General features: G+C 63.0%; 14 protein-coding genes. 13 read left to right on the top strand and 1 reads right to left on the bottom strand.

What is annotated here, in order from left to right; genetic code table 11:
- The first annotated feature begins 269 nt into the window (after positions 1-269).
- The 10 genes from VVD49_RS17230 to VVD49_RS17185 all read left to right on the top strand — a co-directional run bounded on the left by VVD49_RS17230 (position 270) and on the right by VVD49_RS17185 (position 14,928).
- Positions 270-1,172: a LysR family transcriptional regulator gene (locus VVD49_RS17230; protein WP_327600446.1), complete on the top strand. Its 903-nt coding sequence runs from the start codon at positions 270-272 to the stop codon at positions 1,170-1,172.
- On the top strand, positions 1,169-2,545 hold the full coding sequence (locus tag VVD49_RS17225; RefSeq protein WP_327600445.1) for a glycoside-pentoside-hexuronide (GPH):cation symporter: 1,377 nt from the start codon (positions 1,169-1,171) through the stop codon (positions 2,543-2,545). The genes VVD49_RS17230 and VVD49_RS17225 overlap by 4 nt, the downstream gene beginning before the upstream one ends.
- 316 nt (positions 2,546-2,861) lie before the next feature.
- Entirely contained in the window at positions 2,862-3,566 is a 705-nt protein-coding gene (locus VVD49_RS17220) for a TetR/AcrR family transcriptional regulator (RefSeq protein WP_327600444.1), read from the top strand.
- Positions 3,563-6,055 carry an acyl-CoA dehydrogenase gene (locus tag VVD49_RS17215; RefSeq protein ID WP_327600443.1) on the top strand — a complete coding sequence of 831 codons (2,493 nt, stop codon included), beginning with the start codon at positions 3,563-3,565 and terminating at the stop codon, positions 6,053-6,055. Before VVD49_RS17220 ends, VVD49_RS17215 begins: the two co-directional genes overlap by 4 nt.
- A gap of 118 nt (positions 6,056-6,173) precedes the next feature.
- Positions 6,174-7,460 (top strand): acetyl-CoA C-acetyltransferase, encoded by a 1,287-nt coding sequence (locus VVD49_RS17210; RefSeq protein ID WP_327600442.1) that lies wholly within the window; start codon positions 6,174-6,176, stop codon positions 7,458-7,460.
- Positions 7,457-9,412, top strand: a complete 1,956-nt coding sequence (locus VVD49_RS17205) for a 3-hydroxyacyl-CoA dehydrogenase NAD-binding domain-containing protein (protein ID WP_327600441.1) — start codon at positions 7,457-7,459, stop codon at positions 9,410-9,412. The genes VVD49_RS17210 and VVD49_RS17205 overlap by 4 nt, the downstream gene beginning before the upstream one ends.
- Before the next feature lie 21 nt (positions 9,413-9,433).
- Entirely contained in the window at positions 9,434-9,865 is a 432-nt protein-coding gene (locus VVD49_RS17200) for an acyl-CoA thioesterase (protein WP_327600440.1), read from the top strand.
- 31 nt (positions 9,866-9,896) lie between these two features.
- Positions 9,897-11,174, top strand: coding sequence for an OmpP1/FadL family transporter (locus VVD49_RS17195; RefSeq protein ID WP_327600439.1), 1,278 nt, complete (start codon positions 9,897-9,899; stop codon positions 11,172-11,174).
- Between the two features lie 109 nt (positions 11,175-11,283).
- On the top strand, positions 11,284-13,692 hold the full coding sequence (locus VVD49_RS17190; protein WP_327600438.1) for a 3-hydroxyacyl-CoA dehydrogenase/enoyl-CoA hydratase family protein: 2,409 nt from the start codon (positions 11,284-11,286) through the stop codon (positions 13,690-13,692).
- Between the two features lie 33 nt (positions 13,693-13,725).
- The gene (locus VVD49_RS17185) at positions 13,726-14,928 is read left to right on the top strand and encodes an acetyl-CoA C-acyltransferase (protein WP_327600437.1); all 1,203 of its coding nucleotides are present in this window, start codon (positions 13,726-13,728) and stop codon (positions 14,926-14,928) included.
- Between the two features lie 178 nt (positions 14,929-15,106).
- Here VVD49_RS17185 and VVD49_RS17180 read toward each other — a convergent pair whose 3' ends face one another.
- A complete protein-coding gene (locus VVD49_RS17180) occupies positions 15,107-15,883 on the bottom strand; it encodes a YdcF family protein (RefSeq protein ID WP_327600436.1) in 777 nt (258 codons plus the stop codon).
- Positions 15,884-16,105: 222 nt separating this feature from the next.
- Between VVD49_RS17180 and VVD49_RS17175 the strand changes: the two genes are divergently transcribed.
- The 3 genes from VVD49_RS17175 to VVD49_RS17165 all read left to right on the top strand — a co-directional run bounded on the left by VVD49_RS17175 (position 16,106) and on the right by VVD49_RS17165 (position 18,153).
- Complete coding sequence (locus tag VVD49_RS17175) at positions 16,106-16,822, top strand: DUF2802 domain-containing protein (protein WP_327600435.1); 717 nt, start codon at positions 16,106-16,108, stop codon at positions 16,820-16,822.
- Positions 16,815-17,603, top strand: coding sequence for an SPOR domain-containing protein (locus VVD49_RS17170; protein WP_327600434.1), 789 nt, complete (start codon positions 16,815-16,817; stop codon positions 17,601-17,603). The genes VVD49_RS17175 and VVD49_RS17170 overlap by 8 nt, the downstream gene beginning before the upstream one ends.
- Positions 17,604-17,745: 142 nt before the next feature.
- Positions 17,746-18,153 (top strand): DUF2141 domain-containing protein, encoded by a 408-nt coding sequence (locus VVD49_RS17165; RefSeq protein ID WP_327600433.1) that lies wholly within the window; start codon positions 17,746-17,748, stop codon positions 18,151-18,153.
- Positions 18,154-18,156: the final 3 nt, after the last annotated feature.

The raw sequence follows: 18,156 nt of genomic DNA, 5'->3' as shown, positions 1-18,156 counted from the left end.
CAGCTTGTGTCCCGGCACGTGAATAGCGTGTGGAAATTGCGTGTAGCGAGTGCAGCGCTTCTGGCAGGGCAAGAAGGCTGTCGGTCCAGGCAATGAGATTTTTGGCTTCACCAATCGGGTGCGTCCAATGCCGTCTTCTGATGAACGCCATGCCGAGCGCTGATGGGGGTAAACACGGACAGATGCGCGTCAGTCAGCCTGAAGAGCATCCCGCCACCGTTGCGGCTAAACTTGTATGGTAGTTTTGCCTGTCATCGGAGGGCCTTGGCTTGGACATTCGCTCGCTCACCTATTTCATCGCCGTTGCAGAGGAGCAGAGCGTCGGGCGTGCGGCGGTGCGACTGCACATCACGCAGCCGGCGTTGACGCGCCAGATCCAGTTGCTGGAGGAAGATATCGGGCAGCAGCTCTTCAGGCGCACCACCTCTGGCGTGGAGATCACTGCGGCGGGCTCGGCCCTGTTGAATCACGCGCGCAATATCAAGATCGAGCTGGCACAAGCCAAGTTGGCGGCACGCCAGGCCGAGACACTCGCGTATCAGGAGTTGAACATCGGCGTTTATGGCTCGGCCATCTTCAGCATCGTGCCGCAGGTGCTCAAACGCTTCGCCGAGATTCATCCGCGGGTGAACTTCGTGTTGCACAACGCCCGCAAGGACCAGCAGGTGGAGTTGCTGCGCGAGGGCAAGATCCTCTTCGCCTTCGATCGCTTCCCACTGCAGGAGGCAGACCTGGCCTACGAGACGGTCTATCGGGAAACTTTGCAGGTGGCGCTACACAAGGACCACCCGCTGGCTGCACGCAGCGTCATCTACAAAGACGACCTCGAAGGCGAACCACAGATTGGCGCCAACTTTGACAGTGCCATGGCGGCTGGCCTGAACCAGGCGTATTGCTCGCAGGCCCACGCACGCCATCGCGCCGATGACATGCTGACCACGTTGGCGCTGGTCAGCAACGGTTTTGGCATTACCTTCGCACCACCCTCGATCAATGCACTGCAGATTCCCAATGTGGTGTTTCGTCCCTATGCGGACGGCCCGATGATCCCCTTCGACGTGCAGTGCATCTATCGGCATAGCGAGAGTTCGCCGCTGCTGCATGCGATGCTCGCCACGGTACGTGCGTTCTGCGCCGAGCAGCTGGCGAGCGCGGCCGCGGTTTCCGTGTGAGCGAATCGGCACAGGCGCGCACGCACCTGCCGTGGCGCGTGGTCCTCGGCTACGGCCTGGGAGACATGGCCAACAATTTCAGCTTCGCGCTGGGCCTGCTGTTCCTGCTGCACTACTACACCGACGTCGCCGGCATTCCTGCGGCTGCCGCGGGAACGCTGCTGGTCGTCGTACGCATCTATGACGCCTTCATGGATATCGCGGCAGGCCGCGTCATCGATCGTCATCGAGGCTTTGGCTACGAACGGCGGTGGGGTCGGCTGCGCCCATGGCTGCTGGTCGGCGCGCTGCCGGTGCTCGTGCTCAACGTGGCCGTGTTTTCGGTGCCTGCTGGCTGGAGCCCGACTGCGAAGCTCGTCTATGCCTACCTCAGCTACGGCCTGCTTGGCACTGCCTATGCATTCGTCAGCATTGCCTATGGCTCGCTGGCTGGTGTCATGACGCAGTCGCCACCAGCACGTGCGCGCCTGGGGGCGGTGCGTACATGGATGTCGAGCGTCACCTTCGCGCTGCTTGGTTTTGCCATAGCGGGCAGTCTGCGTAGTTTGCAAGGCGAGGCGCTGCAATCGCGACTGACGCTGCTGACTGTCGTGCTGGCCGGCGTCGGGCTGCTGCTCTATGCGTTGTGCTTCTTCAACACGAGTGAGGTGGTGCCGCGCAAGGCGGAGGCGCTACGCTGGCGCGACAGCCTGCCCGTGCTGCGCCAGAACCTGCCGCTGCAACGCCTGTGTCTGGTTACGCTGGCGGCTCTGGCGGCCAGTGGCTGTGGCAGCGCCAGCGGCATCTACTTCGCGCGCTACGTGTTGGGCAATGCGGGCCTGTTCTCGCCGATGATCCTGACCACCAGCCTCACTGGCATCGGTCTCGCCGTGCCTCTGGCGCCGCTGCTGGCCGCACGCCTGGGCAAAGTTCGCGCTTTCCAGCTCGGCATGCTGTTGGCGGCGCTAGGCCATGCCGTCCTGTGGTGGCTGCCGGCTGGACACTTCGGCGCCGTGCTGCTGTGCATGGCGATCGGCGCAGCCGGGGCCACGCTGGGCATGGTGCTGCTGTGGGCACTGGAGGCCGACACCGTGGAATACGGCGAATGGCGCAGTGGCCTGCGCCTGGAAGGCACCAACTACGCGCTGTTCCTGCTTACGCGCAAATGCGGGTTGGCACTGGGGGCCGCGTTGCCGGCCTTCATGATCGCCAGTAGCGGCTACGTGCCTAACCTCGCCACGCAGAGCGATATGGCGCGGCAGGCCATCGTGCTGGGCATGGCCCTGCTGCCAGCGCTGGGCTACGCCACAGCGGGCCTGCTGATGCTGCGCTATCCCTTGTCGGAGTCGCGCTACCTGGAAATGCTGGGTGAGCTTCGCCGGAGCCAGACTTGAACCGCCGTGCCCCGGATCGCCGGTACATGGAGGACGCCTCTGTGCCGACAACGGCTCGCTGAACTCCTGACGTCTTTCTTGGCCGCTGCAATCGGGGCACGTGGCCGTTTCTCTTGACGACCCTTTTCGCAAGACTTCAATCGTTGCCGCGTGGTTTCAATGTTCATGGAGACGGACCGTCGACGCATGCGGGTCATCACTGGCTTGACACGCGATAATTCGTACGTATGATTAAAACGATCGTTTGAATAAGGCGGCGGTTTCGCAACCGCGCCAGATTTCATCCTCAAGCCAGCCAGACCTCGTCGGAGACACAGTGTCAGCACCGCAAACTGAGCAGACCAATACGCCGGATACGGCGACGCGCATCCTCGATGCGTCGGAATGGCTGTTTGCCGAGCACGGTTTTGATGGCACTTCCATGCGCATGATCACCACGCGCGCCGCCGTCAATCTGGCTTCCGTGAACTATCACTTCGGCAGCAAGGAGGCACTGTTTCAGGCCGTCTTTCATCGGCGCTTGTCCGAGCTGAATCGTCAGCGGCTGGAGGCGATCAACCGCATGGAGGCTGAGTCCGGTGGGCCGCTCAAGCCCAGCCAGGTGCTCGACGGTTTCTTTGGCCCGGCGCTGGAAATGGCTGCGGATACCGAGCACGGCGGCCGCATCTTCATGCGCCTGCTCGGCCGCACCTACACAGAGCCGGCCGAGTTCATCCGTAATTTCATGGCTGTCGAGTACGCCGAGGTGGTCGGGCGTTACTCGGCGGCGCTCTATGCCGCGCTGCCGGACGTACCGAAGGCAGAAATCGCGTGGCGCCTGCATTTCATGATGGGAGCCGTCTCGTATGCCATTTCCGGCATCGATGCACTGGCGCTCGTCACCGGGCAGTTCGATGACGATCCTGCCCAGCTCAAGCCGCGTCTGACCGCCTTCCTGCTTGGCGGTCTGCGCGCACCCCTGCCGGAGAGCGCAAGCAGCAGCGCGCCGGCAGATGCAACAACAACGAGGAGACAAAAATGATCTGGATCATGATTCTGCTGCTGCCGGTGCTTGCACTGGCGCTGGCAGCCTGGCGGGCGCCACTCGTGGCGTGGATGGTGGCCGGCGTGGCGTGGCTGCTCGGCCTGAATGCATTGGGCGGCGTATCCAATACAGCGACCAGTACCGCGATCGTCGTGTGGCTGGCCGTGACGAGCCTGTTCGTGCTCAAGCCAGTACGTCGCGCCCTGATCAGCAAGCCGCTGTTCGGCGCTTACCGCAAGATCCTGCCGCCGATGTCGGATACCGAGCGCGTGGCGCTCGAAGCTGGCACGGTGTGGTGGGAAGGTCAGCTGTTCGGCGGCAAGCCGGACTGGAAAACCCTTTTGTCATACCCGAAGCCGAAGCTTTCGGCCGAGGAACAGTCCTTCCTCGATAACGAAGTCAATGAGCTGTGCCGTCTCGTCAGCGATTGGGATACGACCCACGTCTACAACGACCTGTCGCCTGAAGCCTGGCAGTACATCAAGGACAAGGGCTTCCTCGGCATGATCATTCCGAAGGAGTTCGGTGGCAAAGGCTTCTCCGCCTACATGCATTCGCAAGTGGTGATGAAGCTCTCGACACGCAGCTCGGCCAGCGCCGTGAGCGTGATGGTGCCGAATTCGCTCGGCCCGGCCGAATTGCTGCTCCACTACGGTACGGACGCACAGAAGGCGCACTACCTGCCGCGCCTTGCCAAGGGTCTTGAAGTGCCGGCCTTCGCGCTGACCAGTCCGCAAGCGGGCTCCGACGCAGCGGCGATCCCGGATTTCGGTGTCGTCTGCAAAGGCATGTACGAGGGTAAGGAAGTGCTCGGCATGCGTGTCACCTGGGACAAGCGCTACATCACGCTCGGCCCGATCTGCACGGTGCTGGGTCTCGCATTCCGCCTCTACGATCCGGACAAGTTGCTTGGTGCGACGGAAGACCTCGGCATCACCTGTGCGCTGGTGCCGAACACGCATCCCGGCGTGAATATCGGTCGCCGTCACTTCCCGCTCAACGCTGTCTTCCAGAACGGTCCGAACTGGGGCAAGGACGTGTTCATGCCGCTGGACTTCATCATCGGCGGCCCGGCGATGGCAGGGCAGGGCTGGCGTATGCTGATGGAATGTCTGGCCGCAGGTCGCTCGATCTCGCTGCCAGCATCCAACACCGGCATGATGAAACTCACCGCGCGTTCGGTCGGTGCCTATGCCCGCGTTCGCGCACAATTCAAGACGGCGATCGGCAAGTTCGAAGGTATCGAAGAGCCGCTGGCGCGCATCGGCGGCAATCTCTACATGGCCGACGCGGCACGCGTCATGACGGCAGGCTCGATCGATCTCGGCGAGAAGCCCTCGGTGGTCTCGGCTATCGTCAAGTTCCACGTCACCGAGCGCGGCCGCCAGGTCGTCAATGACGGCATGGACATCCTCGGCGGCAAGGGCATCTGCATGGGCCCGCAGAACTTCCTCGGCCGCGCCTACCAGCAGATTCCCGTCGGCATCACAGTCGAGGGCGCCAACATCCTGACGCGTTGCCTGATCATCTTCGGCCAAGGCGCCATCCGTTGCCATCCGTATGTGCTGAAGGAAATGCGTGCGGCGATGGACAGCGACACGGCGCGTGGCCTGAACGTTTTCGATGACGCGCTGTTCAGCCACATCGGTTTCTCGGTTTCGAACGCGGCACGCACCTTCCTGATGGGTATCACGGGTTCGCACTGGGTCGGCACGCCGGACGTGGCGTCAGAAACCCGTCGCTACTATCAACAGCTCACGCGCTTCTCCGCTGCGTTTGCCTTCATCGCCGACGTGTCGATGCTGACCATGGGGGGCGACCTCAAGCGCAAGGAGAAACTCTCGGCGCGACTCGGCGACATCCTGTCGTATCTCTATCTCTGCTCCGCCACGCTGAAGCGCTTCGAGGATGAAGGCCGTCAGGCTGCCGACGCGCCGCTGATGCACTGGGCGATGTGGGACGCCATGCACAAGACGCAGACGGCGCTCGAAGGCGTGATCTCCAACTTCCCGAACAAGCTGATTTCCATCTTCTTGCGTCGTCTGATCTTCCCGCTCGGTCGTCCGTATGTGGTGCCATCGGACAGCCTTGGCCACGAAGTCGCCAAGGTGCTCATCGAGCCTTCCGCTGCGCGCGATCGTCTGGTTGCAGGCGGCTATGTGCAGACTGGCGACGAAGAAGATCCGGTCGCCGTGCTGGAGCTGGCGCTCGATGCCACGATGAAGGCCGAGGCCATCGAAGCCAAGGTGCGGGCTGCGCAGAAGGCGAAGACGATCTCCGGTCGCGGCCAGGAAGCCCTGACGGCAGATGCGCTCGCCAAGGGCATCATCACCAGCGACGAGAAAGCCGCGCTGGAGCGTCGTGAGGCGCTGCGCCAGAAGGTCATCCGCGTCGATGATTTCCCGCAGGACTTCGGCATCGGTCAGACCGATGCGCATGTCCGTCCAAGCTCGGTGCTTGCCGCCGAAACGCGTGAGGCTGCCTGATGCTCATCCTGTTCGCTCAGCTACTGCTTGCAATGCTTCTGCTGACGGCGCTCTATCGGCGCGCGCTCGCATCGAGGCCCAAGCCACTGGATTCTCGCGTTCGCGGAGGAGAGTCCGCGTGACATTCAAACCCGTCTATATCGTCGATGGCGCGCGCACGCCTTTTCTCAAGGCGCGAAACGCACCCGGTCCGTTCGCCGCATCCGATCTGGCGACGGTTGCGGGCCGTGCCTTGCTCGCGCGTCAGCCGTTCTCTGCGGAACAGATCGACGAAGTCATTCTCGGCTGTGCATCGCCATCGCCGGACGAAGTGAACATCGGCCGTGTCGCAGCGCTGCGCATGGGTTGCGGCAACACGGTGCCGGGCTGGACGGTGATGCGAAATTGCGCGTCCGGCATGCAGGCGCTGGATTCGGCGATAGCCAATATCCAGTCGGGCCGCTCGAGCCTCGTGCTCGCCGGTGGTGTCGATGCGCTGTCGCGCGCACCGCTCTTGTTCTCCGATGCGATGGTGCGCTGGTTGTCCGGCTGGTATGCGGCGAAGACGTTTGGCCAGAAGCTGGCGGCGATCCGCAAGTTCAAGCTCGGCTACCTCGCGCCGGTCATCGGCATCGTCAAGGGCCTCACCGATCCGGTGGTGGGTTTGATGATGGGTCAGACGGCAGAGAACCTTGCGTGGCGTTTCAATATCAGCCGCGAAGAAATGGATGCCTTCTCGGTGCGCAGTCATCAGCGTGTGGCTGCAGCGCAGGACGCCGGCCACTTCGCGAAGGAGCTCGTGCCGCTGGTGGAAGAGAAAGGCGCCGTGCATGCGGCAGACGATGGTCTGCGGCGCGACTCCAGTCTGCCTAATCTCGCCAAGCTCAAACCTTTCTTCGATCGCAAGTACGGCAAGGTCACGCCAGGTAACAGCTCGCAGGTGACCGATGGTGCGACCTGGCTGGTGCTCGCTTCGGAAGAAGCGGTCAAGCAACATGGCCTGCAACCGATCGGTGTCATCAGCGACAGCCAGTGGGCGGGGCTCGCGCCCGAGCAGATGGGCCTCGGTCCGGTGCACGCGGCAACGCCGATATTGCAGCGTCATGGACTCGCGCTGAACGACCTGGATGCCTGGGAAATCAACGAGGCCTTCGCCGCGCAGGTGATGGGCTGTATCCGCGCCTGGGACGACGAAGCCTACTGCCGCGAACAACTCGGTCTCGAAGGCGTGATGGGCAAGCTCGACGAGAGCAAGCTGAACATCGACGGCGGCGCGATTGCGCAGGGCCACCCGGTCGGCGCAAGCGGCGCACGCATCGTGCTGCATCTTCTACACATCCTGCATCGCACCGGCGGCAAGAAAGGCATTGCCTCGATCTGCATCGGTGGCGGGCAGGGTGGTGCCATGCTGGTGGAGGCGCTATGAGCGCTACGACAATGAGTAACGTGCAACTCAAACACTGGCACATCCGCAGGGATGCCGACGGGATCGCATGGGTCAGCATCGACGTTGCAGACGCATCCACCAACACGCTTGGCAGCGCGGTGCTGATCGAATTCGGTCTGGTGCTTGATTCGCTGGAACGACTCCAGCCGAAGGGCATGGTCCTCATGTCAGGCAAGACGGCGGGCTACATCGCCGGCGCTGACCTCGAAGAGTACGCAAAGGTCGAGAGCGTCGAGGGCATCAAGGCCATCGTCGGCCGCAACTGGTCGCTGTTCAATCGTCTGGAAGCCGTGCCGTGGCCGACGCTGGCATTGATCCGCGGTCACTGCATGGGTGGCGGTCTCGAGATTTCGCTGGCCTGTCGCTACCGTATCGCGGTCGATGAGCCGGGCACGCGCATGGCGCTGCCCGAGGTGATGCTGGGCATCACGCCGGGTTGGGGTGGCATGCTGCGCCTGCCGCGCACGATAGGCCCGACCGCAGCGATGGACATGATGCTGACCGGCAAGCAGATCGACGCCAAGCGCGCGAAGAAGATGGGCCTGGTCGACGAGTGCGTGCCGCCACGCGTGATGGAGAACGCAGCGCGCATGCTGGTGCTGTCCGGTCAGCCACGCCATACGCCGGGCTTCGTGCAGGGTCTGCTCAACGGGCCGCTGAAATTCGTCGTGGCGAGCGGTGCGCGCAAGCAGGTAGCGAAGAAAGCGCGTCGCGACAACTATCCCGCACCGTACGCCATCATCGACACCTGGCAGCACTTCAATGGCAACTCGCTGGATGTGCCGCCAACGCATCCGGCTTCGCTCGAACATATCTTTGCACAGGGCACGGCACGTAACCTGGTGCGTGTGTTCTTCCTGCAGCAGCGCCTCAAGAGCCTTGGTAAAGGCGGCAGCTTTTCAGCGAAGCACGTACATGTCGTTGGCGCCGGTGTGATGGGCGGCGACATCGCTGCGTGGTGCGTCCTGCGCGGCCTCGTCGTGACTTTGCAGGACCAGAGCATCGAGCGCATTGCGCCGGCGATCAAGCGCGCGGCAGAGGGCTTCGGCAAGAAATATCGCGGTGACCGCAAGCAGGTGCGCTTTGCGATGGATCGTCTGATCGCCGACCCGCAAGGCAGTGGCGTAGCGCAGGCTGACGTCATCATCGAAGCCATCTTCGAGAACCTCGATGCCAAGCACGCGCTGTTCCGCGACCTCGAGGCGCGCGCCAAGCCCGGAGCAATTCTTGCGACCAACACGTCCAGCCTGAAACTGGAGGACATTGCGACCGTGCTGGCGAGACCCGAACGACTGGTCGGTATCCACTTCTTCAATCCGGTGGCGCAAATGCCACTCGTCGAGGTGGTGCAGGGCGAGCGCACGGACGCTGAGGTGCTGAGCCGTGCGATGGCTTTCGTGCATGGTCTCGACAAGTTGCCGCTGCCGGTGAAGAGCGCGCCGGGCTTCCTCGTCAACGCCGTGCTGGGCCCTTACCTGCTCGAAGCGATGCGCTGCGTGGATGCCGGCATGTCGCCGGAAACGATCGACGCCGCGATGCTTGCTTTCGGCATGCCGATGGGGCCGATCGAGCTGGCCGACACGGTCGGCCTCGACATTGCCATGGCCACCGGCAAGGCGCTGACGGGCGCCAGCGAGGTACCGCGTGCGCTGCAAGCGCTGGTCGATGCCGGCAAGCTCGGCCGCAAGACCGGCGAGGGTTTCTACGTATGGGCCGATGGTCGTCCGCGCAAGGACGGCGCGTCGGCGCCGGTTGTCGGCCTCGCCGAGCGCCTGCTCGAACCGCTCATCGCGGCAACGCGCCGTTGCGTTGATCTAGGGGTTGTGGCGGATGCGGAGCTTGCGGATGCGGGCGTAATCTTTGGTACCGGTTTCGCTCCCTGGACGGGCGGACCGATGAATCACTTCGCCCGCCGTGAAGGTCAATCATGAGCAAGAGAGGCAGGGCATTGCATGGCAAATAGTGTCAGCGGTCAAGGGCAGGATGTCGACGCAGACGGCGTGTGTCGCTTGCCGAATCACGAGCCAGTGTTGCGCGTGATTCCCATGCCAAAAGATCTGAACGCCTCTGGCGATGTCTTCGGCGGCTGGATCATGGCACATGTCGATCTGGCTGCGTCGATACCCGCCGTGCGCCGCGCCCGTGGTCGCGTCGTGACCGTTGCGGTTAACGCATTCGTTTTCAAGGAACCCGTCTTCAAGAGTGATCTCGTGAGCTTCTATGCGCACATCATTCGCGAAGGCACGACGTCGATGACTGTCGACGTCGAGGTGTATTCGGAGCGCGACCCGGCGGATCCGAAAGTGGTGAAAGTCACGGAGGCAACACTGACCTACGTGGCGATTGATGGACAAGGAAAAAAGCGGCCTCTGCCGCCAGTTTGAGACAGAAGTAACCCACCAAAGGAGAGCCAGAATGGCACAGGAAATGAAACCGAAAATGATTGTCCAGTCAGTGGTTACGGCCATTGCAATACTGGGTACCGGCTCGGTCGCCGCCTCGGGTTTCCAGTTGCTGGAACAAAACGCCAGCGGTCTGGGCAACGCCTACGCCGGCTCGGCGGCGGTCGCCGAGAATGCCAGCACGATCTACTACAACCCCGCTGGCATGACCAAGCTCAAGAAGGGCGGCTTGTCGCTAGGCGCGAACCTGATCCAGCCCAGTTACAAGTTCAAGAACGAAGGCTCGTCCAATGCCCCGGCTGCGACCGGCACTGACGGGGGCGACGCGGGCGGCCCGGCTATCTTGCCGAATACGTATGCCGCTGCAGCGGTGACCCAGGATCTCTATCTGGGGATCGGCATCGGTGCGCCGTTCGGCCTGAAGACAGAGTATTCGCCAGACTTCGCCGGGCGCTTCCAGTCGAGCAGTTTTGATATCGAGACGCTCAACGTCAATCCTTCGCTGGCCTATCGCATCACTGACAAGCTTTCGTTCGGTGTCGGCGCCAACTGGCAGAAGATGACTGCGGAATACAAGCGCAATGCGGCGGTGATCAATTCACTGACGCAGAACACGATGATCACGCTTGCTGCTGACAGCGAGGCATGGGGCTGGAATGCAGGTGCGCTGTTCGATGTCAGCTCGACGATGACGATGGGTCTTTCCTATCGCTCCAAGATCAAGCACAAGCTGACCGGCACGCTGACCTCCACCAGCCAGCTGGTCTCGCCAGACATCTCCGCCGACGCGTCGATCACCCTGCCGGATACCTGGGTCTACAGCATCAAGCAGCAACTCGGCGACAGCTGGGAGGTGCTCGGTGATATCTCGCGCACCGGTTGGTCGTCGATCAATACCGTGCCGATCTTCCGCACCAGCGGTGCAGCGGCGGGCTCGACCGCACAGACGCTGGACGCTCATTTCCGCAACACCTGGCGTGTCGCGCTCGGCGGCACGCAGAAGGTCAGCGATACCTGGAAGATGAAGTACGGCATGGCCTGGGACCAGTCGCCGGTGCGCAGCGCCGAAGAGCGTCTTGTGTCGCTGCCTGACAATGATCGCCTCTGGTTCACCGTGGGCACGCAATTGCAGGTCGACAAGGTTTCGACGGTGGATCTGGGCGCTGCCTACATCTACATCCGCGATGCGAACATCGACAACAACCAGAGCAGCGCCGGCCGTGGCCGCGTGACGGGTTCCTATACTGGAAACGTCTTCATTCTGGGTGCGCAGTACTCGCTGGCGTTTTGATCCTGGCACGGGACGGCGGTGGGCCGTCCCGTGCAGCAAGCTGTAATGCAGCAGGTGCAGCATCGGCGACGGGTGCATCCGTCCAGACTCTTTTCCGGGAATTCACGCAATGAGCTCAAATTTCCTCGTACGCAAAGTCGCTGTGCTCGGCGCCGGCGTCATGGGCGCGCAGATCGCCGCGCACTGCGCCAATGCCGAAGTGTCGGTACTTCTCTTCGATCTCACGGCGAAGGAGGGCGACCCGAATGGCATCGCCCGCAAGGCCATTGACGGTCTGAAGAAGATCGAGCCGTCGCCGTTGGCGACGCAGGACCGCGTGCAGTACATCGAGGCCGCCAACTATGACCAGCACATCGCGCGCCTTGCCGAATGCGACCTGATCATCGAGGCGATTGCCGAGAAGATGGAGTGGAAGCTCGATCTGTACGCGAAAGTCGCGCCCCACATCCGTCCGGATGCGATCTTCGCGACGAATACGTCGGGCCTGTCGATCAACAAGCTCGCCGAGGGCTGTCCGGCAGGCCTGCGGCCGCGTTTCTGTGGCGTGCACTTCTTCAATCCGCCACGCTACATGTCACTGGTGGAGTTGATTCCTTGTCATGGTACCGAGCCGGCCTTGCTCGACGACCTGGAGACATTTCTTACCACCACGCTCGGCAAGAGCGTGGTGCGTGCCCTCGATACCCCGAACTTCGTTGCGAACCGCGTAGGCGTGTTTTCCATTCTCGCCGTCATGCATCACACGCAGCGCTTCGGCCTGGGCTTCGATGAAGTCGACGCACTGACCGGACCCTTGATCGGGCGACCGAAGAGCGCGACCTACCGGACGGCAGACGTGGTCGGGCTGGATACGCTGGCACATGTCGTCAAGACCATGACCGACAACCTGCCGGATGATCCCTGGGCGCAGTACTACGCGACGCCGGACTGGCTGGCCGCGCTGATCGCCAAGGGCGCGTTGGGACAGAAGACCAGGGCCGGCATCTTCCGCAAGGACGGCAAGCAGATCAAGGTCATCGACCTGAAGCTGCAGGACTATCGCGACAGCGCAGGCGTCGTCGCCGATGAAGTCGCTGCGATTCTCAAGAACCGCAATCCTGCCGAACGCTTTGCCCAGTTGCGCGCAAGCGCGCACCCGCAGGCGCAATTCCTGTGGAGCATCTTCCGCGATGTCTTCCACTACGTGGCCGTGCATCTGGCGCACATCGCACACAATGCGCGCGACGTCGACTTCGCCATGCGCTGGGGCTTCGGCTGGTCGCAGGGCCCGTTTGAAACCTGGCAGGCGGCAGGCTGGAAGACGATTGCCGAGGCCGTGCGCGACGACATTCATGCTGGCAAGTCGATGAGCGATGCGCCGCTGCCGGCCTGGGTGTTCAACGTCGATGGCGTGCATGGCCCGCAGGGCTCATATGACGCAGTCAACGGTGCGCTGCGCGGTCGCTCCACGCTGCCGGTGTACGAGCGCCAGCTGTTTCCCGAGCGTGTGTTCGGCGAAATGGGGAGCGAGCTGGATGCGTCGGGCGAGGCGGGACGTACCTTGTGGGAAAACGACGAAGTACGCATGTGGACCCTCTACGACGACGATGGCAAGCATGTGCCGATACTGTCATTCAAGAGCAAGATGTGCGCAGTCGGGCCGGTCGTGCTCGACGGCATCATCGAGGCCGTTGGCCGCGCAGAGAAGGAGTATGCCGGCCTGGTGATCTGGCAACCGACGGCACCGTTCTCGGTTGGCGCGAACCTGAAACAGATCAAGCCGGTGCTTGAAGCCGGTGACTTTGTGGCGCTGGAAGGCATCGTTGCCAAATTCCAGCAGATGTCACAGACCATCAAGTATTCGCAGGTGCCGGTGATCGCCGCCGTGCAGGGCATGGCATTGGGCGGAGGCTGCGAGATCGTCATGCACTCGACGCGCGCCGTGTGCGCGCTGGAGAGCTACATCGGTCTCGTCGAAGTCGGTGTCGGCCTGATTCCGGCCGGTGGAGGCTGCAAGGAATTCGCCATCCGTACGGCCGAAATGGCGGCGCGCACGGCGACCAATGATCCGATGATCTGGCTGCAGAACATCTGGCAGAGCGTCGCCATGGGCAATGTCTCCAAGAGCGCGCGCAACGCCAAGGAGATGGGCTTGCTGCGTGACAGCGACATCGTCATCCAGAACGCGCACGAGTTGCTGCATGTCGCACGCAAGACAGCGCTGGGCATCGCCGAGGCCGGCTATCGCCCGCGCCTGCCACCGGCAGGTGTACCGGTCACCGGCCGCGCCGGTATCGCCACGCTGGAGATGATGCTGGTGAACATGCGCGAGGGCGGCATGATCTCCGCGCACGACTACAAGGTGTCGAAGGCTGTCGCGACCGCCATGTGCGGCGGTGACGTCGAGGCCGGCACGCTGGTGAGCGAGAAATGGTTGCTCGATATCGAGCGCTCGCTGTTCGTAGATCTGTTGCGCACGGAAGAGACGAAAGCGCGGTTGATACACATGCTGGAAACGGGCAAGGCGCTTCGCAACTAGACTCTTCCCACCTCACTGTCACGGAGTGACCAAATGAGCAAACAGATTCAAGACGCCTACATCGTCGCCGCAACCCGTACCCCCGTCGCCAAGCGCAAGGGTGCGTTCAAGAACGTGCGACCCGACGACATGCTGGCCCACGTGTTGCGCGCAGTGACGGCGAAAGTGTCGGGCCTCGATCTGCATGAGATCGGCGACGTGGTCGTCGGCTGTGCGATGCCCGAGGCGGAGCAAGGCATGAACGTGGCGCGCATCGGCCTGCTGCTGGCGGGCTTCCCCGACAGCGTGCCCGGCATCACCATCAATCGCTTCTGTTCGTCCGGCGTGAATGCCGTGGCCGATGCAGCGACGCGTATCCAGTTGGGCGAGGCAGACGTGATGATCGGCGCCGGCACCGAATCCATGACTGTCATGCCGCAGATGATGGGCAACAAGATCGCGATGAACCCGGCCGTGTTCGAGCATGAGGAGAATTTCGCCATCGCCTACGGCATGGGCCTGACCGCCGAGAAGGTGGCGCAGCAGTACAAGGTGTCGCGCGAGGATCAGGATGCCTTTGCGCAGGCTTCGCACCAGAAGGCTGCTGCGGCGATTGCAGGCGGTTTGTTCCGCGACGAGATCACGCCTTACCTGGTGCGTGAGCATCAGCCCGATTTCAAGAGCAGCACCGTGCGCATCGTCGAGAAGCTTGTCGAGAACGACGAGGGCGTACGCGCCGATAGTTCGCTGGAAGGGTTGGCCAAGCTACGGCCGATCTTTGCTGCGAAGGGCAGCGTGACGGCAGGTAACAGCTCGCAGATGTCGGACGGCGCAGCTGCCGTGCTGCTCATGAGCGAAGCGGCCCTGAAGCGTTACAACGTGACGCCCATCGCGAAGTACAGCGGCTTCTCCGTGGCGGGCGTGCCACCGGAGATCATGGGCATCGGCCCGATCGAAGCCATTCCTCGCGTTCTCAAGCGCGCAGGTGTGGCGCAGGCCGATGTGGGCTGGATCGAGCTGAATGAGGCCTTTGCCGCACAAGCGCTGGCGGTGATCCGTACGCTGGGTCTGGATGCGTCGAAGGTGAATCCGCAGGGTGGCGCGATTGCTCTCGGTCATCCGCTCGGTGCAACCGGCGCGATCCGCGTGGCAACGCTGATGGCGGCGATGCAGCGCGACCCCGGCCTGAAACACGGCATGGTAACCATGTGCATCGGTACCGGTATGGGCGCGGCGGGTTTGTTTACCCGCGTTTGAGCATGCCATAAGCCGGGCTGCGCGCACCTTCTGGCATGTTCTGGGAACTCGTAGGTCGGAAAAGCAAAGCGCCTTCCGACATCGGGCCTCTCAACGGGGCCGGCGGTGTGTGCGAGGCAGGCTGTCGGAAGGCGCTTTGCTTTTCCGACCTACGGGACCGCGGACAGCCTCTGGTGCCTCACTTCCGCCAGAAGCGGATTTTCTGCGCGGCGATGCCCAGCCATTCATGCAGGGCATACCAGCCTGTGTAGGCCGAGGAAATGCTTGGCCAGTAATCGAAGAAATCCTCCCCGCGTGTTCCGTCGTTCATGAAGCCCATCGGGGCGGGCGTGACCGTGAGGCCGGCGGCCTCGAACTCGCCCACCGCACGGCGCATGTGTGCCGCATGTGTGACCAGCGCAATGCGTGAGATGCCTGCCTGCTTCAGGATGGCGGCGGTATTGAGTGCATTCTGTTCGGTGTCGAGCGAGCGGGTCTCTGCCCATTTTGCTTCGATGTTGAAATCGACCCTCAAGGTCTCGGCCATCAGCACGCTCTCCGGGTGCAAGCCGGTCGGTGCGCCCCCGGACACCAGAATCGGCAAAGTCGTCTCGCGTGCCAGGCGGGCGCCATAGCGCACGCGCTCCAGCGTCAGTCGGTTGACTGTCGGCCCGCCATCGAACTCCTCGTTGGTGTGACGCTGCCCGCCGGCGAGGATGACAATGGCCTGCACCTCGGTGAGCTGCTTGGCCGAGATGGGCGGATAACTCTCCAAGGGCTCGGTCAGGAGGTTGGTGCCGAACGGACTGCTGAGGAACAGCCAGAGCAGCAGGCCGCTCCAGGCCAGAGTCTTGCCGGTGCGCGGTTTGAAGCGCAACAGAAGCAAACCGCTGGCCGTGATCAGGAACGGCAGGGCGGGCGGCGCCAGCATGAGCGAGATCCATTTTTTGGCAACGAAGGCGAGCGGGTAGGTCATGGGCTCTGCAAATCCTGTGCTTTCCGGGTGTTCGCGGGGCGTATATTGCCCTGCGGGGCCTCGCCTGCCGTCGCTGGGAGCGACTTTGAATCAGCGTCTGGTGCAAGTATTATCCCCGCAACTGCGCGGCAGGGGGCAATGTGAAGTCAGACCCTCGTCCGCAGACGAGGGCCCGCGGCCCGCAGGCATGCCACTCAAGGGCTGCCGACAAGGAGAAAGACATTGGAGTTGCGCACCGTACTGATCGTCCTGCTGGTCGTTCTGTGTATTTATATGGCATGGCTGGCGATTCGTTGGCGGCGTGCCGAGCATCGCGCCAGGTCTGCCGGCGTACGTGACGACAGGCATGCTCACGTTTTCCGTGACATAGATCGCTTTGGCGCTATCCCCGTTGGACAGAGTGCCGCAGAGGTCCATGCCTATCACGCTGATGACGGGCCGAGCGGTCAGACCGTCGATACCGACGAAGACGATTCTGTTGTGTCGCTCTCCACCCAGGCTGCTGAGCATCGCCCCGAGCCTGCCGTGGCAGAGCCCGCGCGCACGCCGCGCCCTGCCGAGCCTGACGCATCAGGTTTCGGTTTCGATGCCTTGCTCGAGGTGCGCCAGATGCGTCATCTCGTCGACGAGACGCGTGCGCAGAATGCACGTCTCAGTGACGACGTGGCGCGCCTGCGCGAAGAGCTGGCGGCCTTGCGTGCAGCCAGTCGCGTGGCGCCTGCTTACGCCGAGGCTGTATCCATGGTGCAGCGTGGCCTCGACGCACAGGCGATTGCCGAGCGTTGCGGCATTTCTGTGGCGGAGGCCGAACTGGTGCGTGCATTGAGCGACCAGCACGGTGCGCCCGCCGATGGGGCTGATGCCGAGGCAGAGGCGGACGAGAATTTCGAAGATGAGGATCAGGACTTGAACCATAACCACGGGAGGCGTCATGACTGAGCAGGTTAAGGCCGACCAGGCTCGCGAAGCGGCAGCCGAGGCGCGCCAGGTGCGGCGTCAGCTCATCGTCAAGGGAGGTATCGCCGCGATTGCCGTGGCCGGCCTCGTCGTCGCACTGGTCTTGCTCGAGGGCAATCACGAAGAAGAGCCCGCCCCGACAGCACGCACGGTGACGCCCACAGGCGTGACGGCGCCCGAAGCGCAGTCACCCAGCCTTGCCGAGGCGACGACGCAAGCCTTGCGCACATCGAAGGAGGCGGCCGAGCTGCAGTCTGTCGTGCTCGCCGAGCAGCAAGCCGTTGCCAGCGCTGTAGCCGCTGTGCCTGCGGTGCCTGAAGAGAGTGCCGAACCGCTTGGCATACCGCCATTGCAAGCGAGCGCCCCGATCTCGGCGGCTGGCACCAGTGCGCGTCGGCGCGAAGGCGGTGGGCGTCTGGTGCTCGAGCAGTCGCCGCCACGTGGCGCTCAAGTCGCTGCTGCCAGCAGCGCTGCGGCAGTCAAAGCCCCCGCACCGGTCGTGACACCCGCACCGGCGAAAGCGCCGACGGCAGCCGCCTCTGCCTCTGCTGCTGGGGATTTCTTCGTGCAGGTCGGCGTGTTCGCCAACCCGGGCAATGCCGAAGAACTGCGCGCCAGGCTCAAGGGCGCGGGCATTCCCACGCAGGTGGAAACCCGCGTGCAGGTCGGCCCGTTCAATACACGGCAAGAGGCTGTTGCCGCGCAGGCCAGGCTCAAGTCGTTGGGGATGGATGGCGGCATGGTCGTACCTGCCCGGCACTGATCGCCGACATCTCGCCGGGCGAGTCATTGATCCGCCCGGCATGCAATTCAAACCGCGTACTTGACGGCTCATCGCATCGCGCGTGATCGGCCACAGGCGCCTGCCTAAAGTTTCTCCTGTCATTTCAGACAAGGAGAAAATCATGAAGGTACAACTCGCAGCACTCTTGTGCGTGGCATCCCTGTCCGCGCACGCAGCCGACCTGTCCGTATCCCTGCAAGGCGTCAGCAGCCAGCAGGGCAAACTGATGGTCGCCCTCTACGCATCCGACGATGCCTACAAGAAGAAGGAGCCCTTGCAGGCGCGTGCCCTGCCTGCCAACGGTGGACGCGAACTGGTCTTCAAGGACCTCGCACCCGGCCGCTATGCCATTGCCGTTTTTCACGACGAGAACGGCAACGGCAAGCTGGATCGCGATGGTACGGGGCTACCGCTTGAGGCGTACGGCTTCTCGCGTAACCCGGGCACGCGTTATGGGCCTCCGGGGTTTGCCGATGCAGCCGTGTCGCTGGACAAGGAGAATCAGGCGCTGTCCATCTCGCTGGAGTAACAG

Source organism: Uliginosibacterium silvisoli (assembly GCF_036017035.1).
Classification (GTDB): Bacteria; Pseudomonadota; Gammaproteobacteria; order Burkholderiales; family Rhodocyclaceae; genus Viridibacterium; species Viridibacterium silvisoli.
The sequence above is the reverse complement of the archived record's forward strand: the minus strand, read 5'-3'. Positions and strand labels throughout refer to the sequence as shown.